At 56.3% G+C, this 14,579-nt stretch carries 14 protein-coding genes; 6 read left to right on the top strand and 8 right to left on the bottom strand.

From position 1 onward, the window contains the following. The first annotated feature begins 52 nt into the window (after positions 1-52). Both NCG89_RS13445 and NCG89_RS13440 read left to right on the top strand, forming a co-directional pair. Positions 53-274, top strand: coding sequence for a ParD-like family protein (locus NCG89_RS13445; RefSeq protein WP_251087067.1), 222 nt, complete (start codon positions 53-55; stop codon positions 272-274). Next, a complete protein-coding gene (locus NCG89_RS13440; RefSeq protein WP_251087066.1) occupies positions 267-557 on the top strand; it encodes a type II toxin-antitoxin system RelE/ParE family toxin in 291 nt (96 codons plus the stop codon). Before NCG89_RS13445 ends, NCG89_RS13440 begins: the two co-directional genes overlap by 8 nt. A 67-nt stretch (positions 558-624) precedes the next feature. On the opposite strand, the gene NCG89_RS13435 is transcribed toward NCG89_RS13440, so the two are convergent. From NCG89_RS13435 to NCG89_RS13420, 4 genes are all read right to left on the bottom strand, one after another. After that, positions 625-978, bottom strand: coding sequence for a hypothetical protein (locus NCG89_RS13435; RefSeq protein ID WP_251087065.1), 354 nt, complete (start codon positions 976-978; stop codon positions 625-627). A 52-nt stretch (positions 979-1,030) separates the two neighbouring features. Continuing rightward, positions 1,031-1,528: a hypothetical protein gene (locus NCG89_RS13430; protein WP_251087064.1), complete on the bottom strand. Its 498-nt coding sequence runs from the start codon at positions 1,526-1,528 to the stop codon at positions 1,031-1,033. 229 nt (positions 1,529-1,757) lie between these two features. After that, entirely contained in the window at positions 1,758-2,483 is a 726-nt protein-coding gene (cobB, locus tag NCG89_RS13425) for a Sir2 family NAD+-dependent deacetylase (RefSeq protein ID WP_251087063.1), read from the bottom strand. A gap of 125 nt (positions 2,484-2,608) precedes the next feature. Next, positions 2,609-3,094 carry a GNAT family N-acetyltransferase gene (locus NCG89_RS13420; protein ID WP_251087062.1) on the bottom strand — a complete coding sequence of 162 codons (486 nt, stop codon included), beginning with the start codon at positions 3,092-3,094 and terminating at the stop codon, positions 2,609-2,611. 194 nt (positions 3,095-3,288) lie between these two features. Here NCG89_RS13420 and NCG89_RS13415 point away from each other — a divergent pair, with 194 nt between their 5' ends. Next, a complete protein-coding gene (locus NCG89_RS13415; protein WP_251087061.1) occupies positions 3,289-5,118 on the top strand; it encodes an alpha/beta hydrolase in 1,830 nt (609 codons plus the stop codon). A gap of 136 nt (positions 5,119-5,254) precedes the next feature. Here NCG89_RS13415 and NCG89_RS13410 read toward each other — a convergent pair whose 3' ends face one another. The 4 genes from NCG89_RS13410 to NCG89_RS13395 form a co-directional block, all read right to left on the bottom strand. Then, complete coding sequence (locus tag NCG89_RS13410) at positions 5,255-5,443, bottom strand: DUF3094 family protein (RefSeq protein WP_251087060.1); 189 nt, start codon at positions 5,441-5,443, stop codon at positions 5,255-5,257. A 212-nt stretch (positions 5,444-5,655) separates the two neighbouring features. Beyond that, complete coding sequence (locus tag NCG89_RS13405) at positions 5,656-7,452, bottom strand: acyl-CoA dehydrogenase C-terminal domain-containing protein (protein WP_251087059.1); 1,797 nt, start codon at positions 7,450-7,452, stop codon at positions 5,656-5,658. A 115-nt stretch (positions 7,453-7,567) separates the two neighbouring features. After that, positions 7,568-9,355, bottom strand: a complete 1,788-nt coding sequence (locus NCG89_RS13400; RefSeq protein WP_251087058.1) for an acyl-CoA dehydrogenase C-terminal domain-containing protein — start codon at positions 9,353-9,355, stop codon at positions 7,568-7,570. 230 nt (positions 9,356-9,585) lie between these two features. After that, positions 9,586-10,782, bottom strand: coding sequence for a GAK system CofD-like protein (locus NCG89_RS13395; RefSeq protein ID WP_251087057.1), 1,197 nt, complete (start codon positions 10,780-10,782; stop codon positions 9,586-9,588). A gap of 138 nt (positions 10,783-10,920) precedes the next feature. On the opposite strand from NCG89_RS13395, the gene NCG89_RS13390 reads away from it, so the two are divergent. The 3 genes from NCG89_RS13390 to NCG89_RS13380 are packed head-to-tail and all read left to right on the top strand — an operon-like array spanning position 10,921 to position 14,577. Next, the gene (locus NCG89_RS13390) at positions 10,921-12,564 is read left to right on the top strand and encodes a phosphotransferase (RefSeq protein WP_251087056.1); all 1,644 of its coding nucleotides are present in this window, start codon (positions 10,921-10,923) and stop codon (positions 12,562-12,564) included. Continuing rightward, positions 12,557-13,444, top strand: coding sequence for a GAK system ATP-grasp enzyme (locus tag NCG89_RS13385; RefSeq protein WP_251087055.1), 888 nt, complete (start codon positions 12,557-12,559; stop codon positions 13,442-13,444). The genes NCG89_RS13390 and NCG89_RS13385 overlap by 8 nt, the downstream gene beginning before the upstream one ends. After that, positions 13,441-14,577 (top strand): HprK-related kinase B, encoded by a 1,137-nt coding sequence (locus NCG89_RS13380; protein WP_251087054.1) that lies wholly within the window; start codon positions 13,441-13,443, stop codon positions 14,575-14,577. Before NCG89_RS13385 ends, NCG89_RS13380 begins: the two co-directional genes overlap by 4 nt. Positions 14,578-14,579: the final 2 nt, after the last annotated feature.

The following is a 14,579-nucleotide window of genomic DNA, read 5'->3' as shown; positions in this document are numbered from 1 at the left end:
GTGGCAAAACGCTACACTCCCTGTAAGAAGCCGACTTGCAGAGGACATGGCCATGGCTACAACGAGCATACGATTAGACCAAGATCTGGTTGATAAAGCCACGATTATGGCAAAAGCCCTGAATAGAACACCGCCTAAGCAGATTGAGCACTGGGCAAAAATTGGCGAAATGATGGAAGATAACCCAGATTTGCCATATGAATTTGTTAAGCAGGCGATCATAGCAAAAGCAGAAAAAGAAGCTGGAAAGCTTGAGGAATACGACTTTGGCTAAAGTCGTTAGCGTATTACAAACACCTACGTTCAAAAAGGTGGTAAAAAAGTTGAAGCCAAACCAAAAAAAGGATTTGGATACAGCTATTAAAGCGCTGATGAAAGACCCAAAACTTGGGGAGCAGAAGAAAGGCGACCTAGTTTTTTTGCGTGTACATAAATTCAAGATGAACAAGCAGCTAACCTTGCTCGGATATAGTTTTGATGAAGGACAGTTGATTTTGGAATTAATGGTGCTTGGTTCCCATGAAAATTTCTACCGTGATATCAAGCGTGGCACGTAGAGTTGTAACGAGGCAAACAATATAGATTTAGTCGGCTATTAGGTTGACTTGGGATCACAGTCGCTTGTTATACCTTTGCTGCCACGATGCCTCGGACAATATCTTGAGACAACACAGCTGGCACAATGTTGAAGCCGAGTATAAAAAACCTTCTATAGAAACGCACGTTTCGGTAATTGTTTGGGTGATTCTGCTTTTTTATAAAAATTTTATTAGCTTCCCAGATAGAGGATGTACCGTGGGTAGATTCTACGCCCTTTTCCAAACATTCTTGGAAGTGCCGAAATGCCTCATTGGTAAATCTAAATTCATACCACGTTTTCTGAAAGGCAACCAAAAAATTGTAAGAAACATCGATTTTCACCTCTATTTCATTTTCGGCAATCCTCAGAACCTCATATTTCACGCCGGCGTCTTTCATTCGATGGAAATTCTTTCTTAGCTAGGTATAACGCCTCAAGAAGGGGCGCCGTTTACGGCGTCCCTTCTTGACTTGTTAGGTCTTCTGCTAATTCTTTCGCTTTAGCTTCGTGCTCTTCATCGGTCATGTCAGTACTAAATGATATCTTCAATGCGCGCAAGGAAATGAACAAGTTAAAGATTGCGAATAAGTATGCTATTCCTGAGGCTGCACCAATCCATGGCGCTGATATTAATCCAAGGCAAATAAAAATTAATGCTATAACAAGACGATTGAGAGCATGAAACATAGATACAATAAAAGTGCGTTCACTGCCTCCAGCACATCTTTTATGGTAGAAGAACTCTAGACTTTTCAAGTCCCTTCTAGTTTCGCTACTAAATTTGCCAAGTAAATTGTAACCAGCATTTATAAGCCGCTTGCTTACTTCATAGACCAACCAGAAAGCAGCAGAGCCAAGGGCTCCCTGTGCTATTACAGGTAAATCTAAAATATGTTGTAGCATATTTGCACTTCCATTTTTATTGGCAACATGTAGACCTAACAGCATGTTAATGAGGTCTTCGACCTCATAATATTAATTAGCGGGTATACCTTATAATTCGAAAATTTAAAGGCAACTTTTCTAACACCCTGATAAATAAAGGCAAAAACTCACACCTTTCGCACAGCATCGCCAAAGCGATAATTTACCCTGCCAATACCGCCAAAAATAGGGTCAGGAACAAACACAATCGCTCCACAAAAAAAACCGCTTAACACTGCCGCAACCACCCACACTAGGCAAGAATCTCCCGAACCAACTTGGGCAGTTCCTCACTGGCCAACCCATAGCGCCCCTCGGCAAACAGAGTACGGGTCTGGGACGGCTCAAGGTTCACTTCAATGGTATCGGCCCCCGCCGCCCGGGCGACCTGCACAAAGCCCGCTGCGGGGTAGACGTTTCCGGAGGTACCGATGGACAGAAACAAATCACACTGGTCCAGGGCCGCGTATATCTCGTCCATCTGCAGGGGCATTTCACCAAACCAGACCACATGGGGACGCAGCCGGCCGGGTTGGCCGCAGCAGGCGCAGAGGTCAGCTCCGTCGATATCTCCTTCAATATCGAATAACTGATCGGTGACCGCGCAGCGCATTTTTAACAGCTCGCCGTGGAGATGAATCAGATTTTTAGAGCCGGCCCGCTCATGGAGATTGTCGATATTCTGGGTGACCAGCAGCACCTTGCCATTGAGGCGCTGTTCCAGCTCCGCCAGGGCGAAATGGGCCGGATTGGGGGCGACCTCGCCACCCAGTAACTGGCGACGGCGCCCGTTGTAAAACTGGTGCACCAGCGCGGGATTGGCTTCGAAGCCTTCGGGCGTGGCGACATCTTCAATGCGGTGGTCTTCCCACAGGCCGTCGCTGGCCCGAAAGGTCTTAATGCCGGATTCGGCGGAAATCCCCGCCCCGGTCAGCACCACAATATTGCGATAATCTGGCATCGCGTCTTTTCCTTTCACTGGGTTTTCCGCCATTGTTTTTGATTGGCGTTTTCTATTCCGTTTTCCTGCGATTTCTTGTTTCCTGCGATTTCAAAGTCAGGGCTGGCCCGGCAATGCTATTCACTGGGGACATGAGCAAGCCACTACAGACTTTTCTCCCAGAACAAGGCCTCGCCTGCCGCCGGGTCCAATGCGTAGCCGGCAAAGCCAATCCGGGCATACACACCGCGCGCAACCTCGTTACCTGCCAGCACTTCAAGGGTCAGCTTGCAGCAACCCCGATCACGGGCGACCCCCTCCAGCGCGGCGAGCATTTGTCGGCAAATGCCCTGGCCCCGCGCTTCGGGCACCACCACGACATCGTGAATATTAAATAGTGGCGCGCAGCGAAAGGTGGAGAAGCCGGGAAAGGCGGTAACCAACCCCAGCGCCCGATCCTGGTCATAGGCTAACAGCGTAACTGCGCCGGGGAAGGCTGCCAAATGATCACACAGCACCGCCAGCTTATCCGGTGTGATGGGCTGACCGCCGCCCATTGGGTCCCGGGCATAGCAGTCCATCAATTCGGTAATGGCGCGGCGATCCCGAGGGGAGCGGTAATCAGCAGTAACGATGTTCAATCCAGACAAAGGGGACTCCAAAGCGGAACAGGATGCGCAGCAACAAGCGCTTATGGGACCCGATGATACCCAAGAAAATGCCGATTGGCCCAAGCGCCACAGCCACTTTGTCGACCGGCGCATAGCATTGCCGACCAGAAGACCTATACTCGACGCAATGTTTTCATCGAACACAAATCCGCCAGACCGAAAGAGATAATAAAATGCAAAAGGCCTCCCTAAGACTGTTCGCCGCCAGCACACTGGTTTCCACCCTTCTGCTTTTGAGCGCCTGCGGCGGGGGCGGCGGCGGTGGTAGCACTAGCAGCGGCAACGACGAAGGCAACAGCGGCGGCAACGAAACGCCCCAGACCGCCCTGAGCCATCGCAGTGGCAATAGCGGTGTGGCAGAAACCCAGGGTCATTTCGACCAGATTATCAGCGCCAGCGACGGCGAGGATGTGGCCTTCAGTGTGTTTGTACCCAACAATACCGAGGGCGCGCCGGTACCGTTGGTGATCCACGGCCACGGCTTTGGCCTGAGCCGCATCAAGGATTTTGACGACCCCAACCCAGTATCCAGCTTTGCCAGCGGCGATGTGTCCGGTGATGTCTCCCGACGCTTGTGGGAGGAGGCCGGTTACTACGTGATCAGCTTTGACCAGCGGGGCTTTGGCGAGAGCAGCGGCGACATTACCGTAATGGACCCGGAGCTGGACTGCGACAATATTTCCCGAATGATCGACTGGGCGGAGCAGAACCTGCCTAACCTGGGCTACCGCGACAGCGACCCGGTGATCGGCGCCATTGGCCTGTCTTACGGCGGCGGTTTTCAGACGGTCTGCTCCAGCACCGACAAGCGCTTTGATGCCATTGTGCCCATGGCCACCTGGAGCCATCTGCCCTACAGCCTGTACGCCAACCAGACACCAAAAAACATCTGGCTGGATCTTCTCGCCGTTGCCTCCCAGGGCAAGCTGGCACCCTATCTGATTCAGGGCTTTATCGAGGCGACCACCACCGGCGATATCAGTGATGAGATCATTGATGAACTGGCCACCCACGGCCCCCGGGCTTTTTGTCAGGGCCAGATGGCCACTGGCCTGTCCACCGCCGATGCCCTGTTTATTCAGGGCAGTCACGATGTGCTGTTTAATCTCAACGAAGCGATTGAAAACTACGAATGCTGGAAAGCCAACGGTCAGGACACCCACCTACTGATTCAGCGGGACGGCCATATTGTGCCGGCACTGCAAACGGCGGGCTCGCAGATATTGTTTGGCACCGACGAGCAGCTGTACTGCGACGAGCAGGTGTTGAACACCCGGGAGGTCGCCGCCGACTTTCTGATCAGCAAACTCAGTGGCAGCGCTGCCAACTTCCGTCTGCCCGACATCTGCTTTAGCCTGGCGGCCAGCCAGCAAGGCACCACCTTTGCCGAAGTCCCCCGGGGCGGCCAACTGCGCGAACTTCCCCCAAGCCAGGTGATTCCGGGCGGCCTCAGCAGCCTCGCCAACCTGCTGCAGAATATTCCGCTAACCACCCTGCTAAACACCCTGTCGGCGCTGCCAGTTGAAACCCTGGCCGTGGTGCAGCAAGTGGCTGCCGGTTTGGCCGACCCGGCATCGCTGGCAGACTCCGCCGACGATATCGTCAATCTGCTGCCGGAGGAGCTGATTGTGCAATTGGTCGCCCCGGCGCAGTTTATTCCCCTTGAGACCATGACATCGGCAGCCACCCTGGCCGGCATCCCGCTGGCGTCACTGGTTCTCGACGGCGGCAACGGCGAGGACACCACCCTGTATATCGGCCTGGGCAGAATCCCTGCGGGCGGCGGCGATGCCAAATTGATCAACGATCAGGTGCTGCCAATTACCGGCACCGGCAGCCTGCTGGTCGAGATGATCGGCGTATCTGAGCAGGTGAATAGCGGCGATACATTGGGGCTGATGGTCTATGGCTTTCACCCCTACTTTCTCCACGGCGCGGCAATCGCCCAACCGACTCTGCCCACCGGGCTTGCCGGTACTATCGACTTACCGCTGGTTCAATGAGAACAGCGGCTCCTCTACTCAAAGAACAGATTTGACCGGCAGGAGGCTTGAGGGGCAATACAGGGAGATGACGCTGGGAAGGGTTGCGCCGCCATGCTGACTGCAGCGGCGCAAATGCGATCAAAACTGGGGCAGATTAATAAACGCCTGCCGCCCACGCGAGTAGCAGACTGGCGCAACTCAACGTGGTGACCATAATGGCCAAAATAAACAACAGTTTCAGCGGCCGAAACGGCTTGCGCTCGGTTTCGTTGTAGCCCTGACGCAGATACGCATCCACCCGGGCCTGGTCTTCTGGATACAATTTGTTGTGTTCGTTTTCCATCGCTTTCCACCTCGCTTTCAGCGCCAGCAGTATACCGTATTCACACGCCGACCATGACAAATTCGTGACCGTAATACCAGCCCAGAACGGTACCCGGGCTCGGGCATCGGCAGCCGGCTCAGGAGTGGAATTGAAGCAGTGCGAAGAGGTGACCGGGGCACGTTGATCGGGGCTCGGTGACCGGGGCGCGGTAGCACCCCGGTCATCCCGTGCTAGGCAGACAGAAAGGCCTCGGCGGGAATCGCCATCAGGCTGTCGCTGCCATTGCGAATCGACGCGGACAGGGCGTCCGCCTGGGGCAGCAGATGCTCAACGAAGAAGCGCGCGGTGTGCAGCTTGGCCTGATTAAAGGCCTCGCTCTGGGCGCTGTCGCCACTGAGAATCACCTTGCACTGTAGCGCCCACATGTAGGTGTAGAGGGTCAAACCCATCACATGCAGGTACTCAACCGACGCTGCACCCACTGCATTGGCATCGCCGTCAGCGGTGCGGGACAACACGGTCTCGGTCAGGGCTTCCAGGTTGTCTATTGCGCCGCTCAGCGGGGTCAGAAATTCTGCCAGCCCGGCCACGCTGCCGTTTTCTTCAACAAAGCCACGCATTTCGGCCAACAGGGGCGCGAGGTATTTACCCCCATTGGCGGCAATTTTGCGGCCCATCAAATCCAGCGCCTGAATTCCATTGGTGCCTTCATAAATCTGGCTGATACGCACGTCGCGCACCAATTGTTCCATGCCCCATTCTTTCACGTAACCGTGGCCGCCAAACACCTGCTGGCCCAGCACGGTGCCTTCCAGGCCTTTGTCAGTCAAAAAGGCTTTTGCCACCGGGGTAAGCAGCTCGACCAGGGCCGATGCTTTGGCCTGGGCCTCGCCTTCACCAAACTTGGCGGTATCCAGCTGCTTGCCAACGTACACCGCAAAAGCGCGGCCCGCCTCTACATAGGCCTTTTGGGTCAGCATCATGCGCCGTACGTCCGGGTGCACAATCAGCGGGTCGGCCGCGCCATCGGCGTTTTGCGGGCCGGACGGCGCCCGGCTTTGCAGGCGCTCCAACGCGTATTCCGCCGACCACTGATAAGCCGCCTGGCCCGCGCTGAGGCCCTGAATACCCACCGACAGGCGCTCGTAGTTCATCATGGTGAACATGCCCTGAAGGCCTTTATTGATCTCACCGACCAAAAAGCCCTGGGCGCCGTCAAAGTTCAGCACACAGGTGGCCGAGGCATGAATACCCATTTTGTGCTCGACGCTGCCACAGTTGACGCCATTGGCGTCCCCCAATGAGCCGTCGTCATTCACCTTCACTTTGGGCACCAGAAACAGCGAAATGCCTTTGGAGCCAGCGGGGGCGTCGGGCAGTTTGGCCAGCACCAGGTGAATGATGTTTTCGGTCAGATCCTGCTCGCCGCCGGTGATAAAGATCTTGGTGCCACTGATGGCATAGCTGCCGTCGGCCTGGGGAATGGCCTTGGTGCGGATCATGCCGAGGTCGGTACCGGCGTGGGCTTCCGTCAGGCACATGGCCCCGGCCCACTTACCCGCATACATGTTGGGCAGGTACTTTTCCTTCAACTCGTCTGAAGCGTGATTGGCAATAGCCAGCGCCGCCCCCGAGGTGAGGGTCAGATACAAACCCATCGCAATATTGGCGGAATAGAGCATCTCTTCGAACAGCAGAATCAGCATCTTGGGCATATTCTGGGCGCCGTATTGCTCCTCACCCGACAGCCCTGCCCAACCGCCTTCGGCGAGCTGTTTGAAAGCTTCTTTATAGCCTTCCGGGGTGATCACATTGCCATCCTGCCAACGCACACCCTGGGCATCACCGCTCTGGCTCAAGGGTGCGATCAAGCCTTCGTTGATCTTGGCACTCTCTTCGAGAATGGCATCGGCCAGTTCCCGGTTAACCTCCTGCAGAGCGGGAAATTCACGCCAGAGTTGTTCTGCGTTGAACACCTCGTGCAATACAAACTGCATGTCTTTTAAGGGTGCTTTATAGTCGGGCATGTCGCCTCCCAATCTTGTTCTTTCAGTGCGGTTCAGACACCACAATCCGGCCATAAATGCCGGATTGGGTCTGAGTATTACGGTGATTCAGGCAGCGGGGGATGTCCCCCGCAAATTAAAAGGCAAAGGCCTCCGCCGGCATGGCCATGATGGAGTCAGCACCATTGAGCATCGCCAGTTTGTGCGACTCGGTGCGGGGCAGCAGGCGCTGGAAGTAGAACTGGGCCGTTTGCACCTTGGCACTGAGGAAGGCATCGCTGCCGTCGTTCTCCAGCGCAATGGCCGCCATCCGCGCCCACATGTAGCCCAGGGAGAGGTAGCCGGCGTACATCAGGTAGTCCACTGAGGCAGCGCCCACCTCTTCCGGGTTGGCCATGGCCTTTTCACCCAATTTGGCGGTGACTTCGCCCCACTCCTGATTCAGCTTGGCCAGCGGGCCGATAAACTCCGCCATCTCCGGGCGGTGCTGCTGAGACTGACAGAATTTATGGATAATTTTGGTGAACACCGCCAGCTGCTTGCCACCGCTGCCCATCACCTTGCGACCCAGCAGATCCAGCGCCTGAATGCCGGTGGTGCCTTCGTACAGGGTCGAAATGCGCAGGTCACGCACGATCTGCTCCATGCCCCACTCGGCAATGTAGCCGTGACCGCCGTAGACCTGCATGCCGTAGTTGGCCGACTCCAGGCCAGTCTCGGTAACAAAGGCCTTGGCAATCGGGGTCAGCAGCTCTGACAGGTTCTCGGCGTGCTCGCGGGCCTCTTCATCGTCTGAGAAGTAAGACACATCCACCAGTTGCGCCACCCAGTAAATAAAGGCGCGGCTACCCTCGGCCAGGGCCTTTTGGGTCAGCAGCATACGGCGCACGTCGGGGTGCACAATCAGCGGGTCGGCGGGGCCGTTCGGATTTTTGGGGCCGCTGAGCGAGCGCATCTGCAGACGCTCCCGGGCGTAAGTCAATGCGCCCTGGAAAGCCAGTTCGCCAGACGCCAGACCCTGCAGTGCGGTGCCCAGGCGAGCTGAGTTCATCATATGAAACATCGCATTTAAGCCGCGATTTTGCTCACCGACCAAAAAGCCGGTGGCCCCATCAAAGTTCATGACACAGGTCGCCGAAGCCTTGATGCCCATCTTGTGTTCAATGCTGCCGCAGCTCACGCCATTGCGCTGACCAACATTGCCATCCGCGTCCGGGAGGAACTTGGGCACCAGAAACAGGGAGATACCTTTGGTGCCCATCGGCGCGCCCTCAATACGGGCGAGCACCAGGTGAACAATATTTTCGGTCAGGTCGTGCTCACCGCCAGAAATAAAAATCTTGGTACCGGTAATGCGGTGGCTGCCATCGGCCTGGGGCTCGGCTTTGGTTCGCAGAATGCCCAGGTCCGAGCCGCAGTGGGGCTCGGTCAAACACATGGTGCCGCCCCAAGTACCGTCTACCATCTTGGGCAGATAGGTTTCCTGAAGTGACTCGCTGGCGTAATTCTCGAGTAGCCGCGCGGCAGACTGGGACAGACCGGTGTACATACCCCAGGACCAGCAGGCAGAGCTCACCATCTCACTCATTACCAGGCCGATGGAATTGGGCAGACCCTGACCGCCAAACTGGGTGGCCGCCGTCATCGAAGGCCAACCGCCCTCGGCATATTGCTGGTAGGCCTCTTTGAAGCCGGTGGGTGTGGTCACCCCGTCTTCAGACCAGGTACAACCCTCCTGGTCGCCAACCTGGTTCAGCGGCGACAGCACGTTCTCAGAAAACTTCGCCCCTTCTTCAATGATGGCATCAAGTAAGTCTTCACTTACCTCTTCCCTTTTTGCCAGCTTGGTATAGTGCTCGTTGCAGTTGAGCACATTCTTGAGGACAAAGTGGATATCGCGCAGGGGTGCTTTGTATTGCGGCATGGGAAAACCTCACTCTTAAACCGGGCAAGCTAAAACGGCTCACCAATGTTGACAGTGAAAACTATAGCAGGGTTTTTGCGCTGGGCAAGTCCCTGGTGACGGATTTTTATGTCATTTGGGTCAATCAATGGTGGCCGGCGAAGGCCGCAGAGTGAGCAGGAAAAGGCGGGAGGCGTGCCCCGGAAGCGGGGCATCGCCCGGAAAGGCGCGCTATGCCGGGCTGGCGGGGATCAGACCAGCGACATCAGGGCCGCGACCAGCAGCGCATTGTCGTAGTAAGGCGCGCTGGCCTTGCTGACCAGCCGGGTGTCGATCACCGAGATGCCCAGCTGTTCCAGGCGCTTTGCCGAGGGCAGCGGGCCATAGTTGCCCTGCCGGCTGTCAATGAGGATAAAGTTCAGCTGACTCGACACCGGGGTAGGTTCCTCGCCGCAGTCCGCCTGTAACTGGGCGAGCAGTTGATCCAGACAATCATCCAGCGTCATGCCGTACTGCTCCGGGTCGCGGCCCAGGTTGGGTAAATACACCTTTGGGCAGCCGTTACTGGCAATGGCCCGCCCCACTCCCGATGGCAGCAAGTTCACTAGCAGGCTGGAATAAAAGCTACCGGGGGGATAACAAATCAGCTCGGCTGACTCGATCAACTTGCGATTTTTCTTGCGCACCGACAAGGGTGTTGGCTCAGGCTGAGACGCCGATGCCGACAGAAACACCCGCTTCACCTTTTTTTGCAGCGGCGGCACTTCCTTGCCAGTCAGTGCGTGCTGCCCGATCACCCGAGAGCCATCCTCCAACTCGGCAACCAGGTGCAAGTCCTCATCAACGATGGCGCGAACGGTGCCTTGCACGTTCACCAATTTGGAGAACAGAAACACAATGGGATCGAGGTGGCGGTGATTGTTGAGGTAACCGCCGGTCAGAATCAGGTTGCCGATACTGGCACCCGCCAAATTAAAATCGGCCGGCATTGCCTGTAGAAAATAGCCGAGCTGATTAGAAATCAAACGCCGCATCGGATTGGCGATTTCGCTCATCAGCTCACCCTTGCCCTGGGCCATGGTCTCTAGCTGAGCGCGCAGCGCGTCACTGCTGCCGCCTTTGGGAAAACGATGGTTAAACAGGCGAAAGATATCCGGATGCCCCAGCACCGACTCGTCGGCCAATGCCATCATCCGGCTGCGTAAATCACCGATCGAGGGCATGCCAAAGGCCCGGCGCAACTCGGCGGAGCTGCCGCCGGAATCGAAGGGAGTGACCAGGTGGGTAGAGTTGTGGGTGTAATCCTTGAGGGTTTTGCACAGCGAGTTAAGCGCGCTGCCACCACTGAAAAACAGCACCTTGGGGCCGAGCTCGGGGCTCTTCCGATAGCGGCTGATTCGCAGGCCATCAGGGATTTCAACCGTCCGGCTCAAACGAATGGGCGACATCAACCACAACTCCTTGTTCTGCTACCAACGGCCACTTCGGTGGCCATGCAGCAGCAAATTTAACAATTCTGTATTACTTTAGCAGTATCGTTATGACAATTTTGTTGCACCGCCAATCAGACACCCCGGATCTGCCCTATGGAAATCCCCAGCAGCATCGCCAGCAATCTGCATTTTCTGCAGGTCGAAATCGACTCGCTGGTCGAAAAGCTGCAGGTCTTTTTTGGCGACGTCGGCAAGGGCAATGCCAAGGACATTCTCAGCCGGGAAGGGTATATCCAGAATCTGAAGCAGCGTATTCATAACAGCTGCCTGCAACACCTGACCCAGTTTGAGCCGGGCCACCCGCAGATCACCGCCTTGCGCAGCATTGAGGAAATCGCCTCCCAGTTGGAAGATATTGGCACCCTGGCCATTGGCTGTGTCAGCCATGTTGAGCGAATGTCGGCCCCCGAAGTGCTGCGCCCCACCCTTTATGTGCCCATGTTGCAGCACATTCGCGATGCGCTGGAAATGCTGGAACCCGCCATCAGCGACAACAAAAGTCGCCGGGCGCTGCGCATCACCCGATTTGAAGGACGCTTGGAGCAGGACTGCAACAAGCTGAAAAAGCGCTATATTCAGGCGCTGAAAAACAACAAGAAGCAGACGGAAGATCTCGCCCAGGCGCTGTTCGTTAGTCAGAGCGTGGCGTCAATGGGCGACGCGCTGGTGAATATCAGCGAAGCCATTATCTCAGCCAATGTCGGCCAGACCGTGAGCCTTGAGCGCTACCGCTCACTGCAATCGTCGGTGGAAAAGCTGCAGCGCCAGCAGAAAGTCGACGACGTCAAAATTGAAACCATTGCCGAAACCCGATCTGGCAGCGCCATCGCCGGGGTTTCCAGCGGCAAGGAAACCGACCAGAGCTATCTGGGAATCTTTAAAGATGGTGAGAAAAAGAAGGTCAAGGAGGAGCGGGAAGGCGTTAAAAGCTGGCACGATATTTATCCCGGGCTGGCACCGCGAATCTTGTCCTACGACAAACGGGGCCAGTCTGCCGCGCTGCTAATTGAGCACTTGCCCGGACTGACCTTTGAAAAGCTGGCCTTACAAGCCGACGACAATCTGTTTGCGCAGGCCCACGACCGCCTCGTTGAAACGTTAAACAAGGTATGGCGGGAAACCCTGATCAAAGAACCGGTCACTGCGGATTTTGGCGGCCAGCTAAAACGACGCATCGACCCGGTCTACAAAATTCACCCCGAGTTTAATCGCGCGCCCAGCCGCATCAACGCGCTGCGTTTGCCCGCCTTTGACACCCTTATCGAGCAGGCCACCGAGCTGGAAGCCAAATTGGCGGCGCCCTTTTCGGTGTATATCCACGGCGATTTCAATATCGACAACATTATTTACGACCCCGCCAGCCAGAAGATCAATTTCATCGACCTGCACCGCTCCCGCTATATGGATTACGTGCAGGATGTGTCGGTATTTATGGTGTCCAATTATCGGCTGCAAATTCTGGACACCCCCGTTCGTCGACGCTTAATGCAATCAGCATTGCGTATTCATGAGACGGCCAGTGCATTTGCGCGCGAGCAGGATGACACCAGTTTCGATCTGCGCATGGCGCTCGCCCTGGCCCGCTCCTTTGCCAGCTCAACCCGCTTTATCCTCGACAAGGCTCACGCTAAAGGCATGTTCTTTCGAGCTCGCTACTTGCTTGAGCAAGCACTGGCCGCCAACCCCCAGAAGCCGGAAAAATTTACACTGACAGTCAGGGAGATGTTCATTGCCTAAGCCACGTATCGCCGTTGTCGGCATTCCCGGAAAGTGGTCAACCGAAGTGCTGGCAGACGCCCTGGAGCAACGCACAGGATTTCGCCTGGTGGTCGACATGCATGAGCTGAGCATGGATCTACAGCAGGGCCGCCTGCTGTATCGCGATCAGGACCTGTGCCAGCTCGACGGTATTATCGTCAAGAAAATCACCGCCCAGTACAGCCCCCAAAGCCTGGACCGACTGGAAATGCTGCGCCTCGCCGAAGCAGCCGGGGTACGCGTGTTCAGCCCGGTGAACTCCATGGCTCGGCTGATCAACCGACTGTCTGGCACCATGGCTCTACAGGCCCAGCAGATCCCCATGCCGGAAACCTGCGTGACCGAAGATATCGACCAGGCCCTGGATGCCATTCACCGCTTTGGCAGCGCCGTGTTTAAACCCCTCTACTCCACCAAGGCCCGGGGCATGTGCATCATCGACACTGATCAACCCAGTGAGGAAATCAGCGCTGCAGTGCGGGCCTTTATGGCCGCCAACCCGGTGATGTACATTCAAAAGCGCCTAAATTTACCCGGCAGAGACTTGGCGCTGGTGTTTCTGGGGGGCGAGTATTTGGGCACCTATGCCCGGGTAAGCCAGTCTTCCAGCTGGAACACCACCATCCACAGCGGCGGCCGTTATGAGAGCTACCAGGCACCGGCGGATATGATCGACATTGCACGCCGAGCCCAGGCCGCTTTCCGTATGGACTTCACCACCGTCGACATCGCCGAAACCGATAACGGTCCGGTGGTATTCGAGGTGTCCGCCTTTGGGGGATTCAAGGGCGCGCTTGAGGGTGCGGGCATCGACGCCGCCGCCCGCTATGCGGATTACGCGGTGGAGCAACTTTCATGACCACCGACAACGTCGAGCGCCTTCGTCATCAATTACTGGGGGAGCGCCAACCCCTTCCGCGAGCGGTGCAGTTTCACATCGCCGGTGTGACGCTGGAGCTGCGCAGTAACAATGAAAACCTGCTAGCAAAGATTGCGCACTATATGGCGCATCTAACAGCCCCATCAACAGCAGCATCGCCTGCCAGCGACGCAAACGATCAGCTAGTTAACATCACCATTACCGCCATTGAGGCGCCAGCACCGGAGTTGGATCTGGCCTTCAAAGACTGGAAGCGGGAGCCGGGCAAGCAATCCCGCAAGGACAGCTACCTGGCACTGACACCCAACACCCGATTGCTGCGCAAAGTGCGCACCGGCATGGTCTTTCTCCAATCACCGACCGAAGCCCTGGTGGTGGGGCCCTGCCTGAAGAATGACAATCAGGTGATCAACTTCATCAACAATCAGTACATGAACTATCTGCAGCAGCAGGGCTGGCTGATCTGTCATGCGGCGGGGGTCGTGCTCGATGCCCATCAGAACCAGGCGATTGCGCTGGCTGGTCTTTCCGGTGGTGGCAAGTCCACCCTGATGCTGACCCTGATGGAAGGTGAGCGAACCCGCTTTGTCAGCAATGACCGTTTGTTCATCAAGGTCGAGGGCAATGGCGCCCAGGCTGCCGGGGTGCCCAAGCTGCCTCGGGTGAATCCCGGCACCCTGCTCAACAACCTTCGGCTGGTCAGCCTGCTGCCAACGGCACGCCAGCAGGCCCTCACCAATTTGCCCAAGCAGGCCCTGTGGGAGCTGGAGGAAAAGTACGATGTGCCCATCACCGCCTGCTACGGCGAAGGTCGCATTCAACACAACGCGCCGTTAAAGGCCCTGTTTATCCTGAACTGGCACCATGCCGCCGATGCAGAGACCACGATTACACAGGTTGATCTCAACCAACGTCGGGAACTGCTGCCCGCGGTAATGAAATCCCCCGGCCCGTTTTATCAAGACAGCGAGGGCCATTTCCTCGATGGTGATATTAGGCCCAAGCCCGAGAAGTACCTGGCTGCGCTCAAGGGGGTGGCGTGCTACGAAATCACCGGCAGAGCCGACTTTGCCAAGGCCGCCGATGCCATCACCTCGCTGGTGGGAGCGTAAGC

The organism is Spongiibacter taiwanensis, assembly GCF_023702635.1.
In the GTDB taxonomy this organism is placed as follows: domain Bacteria; phylum Pseudomonadota; class Gammaproteobacteria; order Pseudomonadales; family Spongiibacteraceae; genus Spongiibacter; species Spongiibacter taiwanensis.
This window is presented reverse-complemented; position numbering and strand designations above follow the sequence as displayed.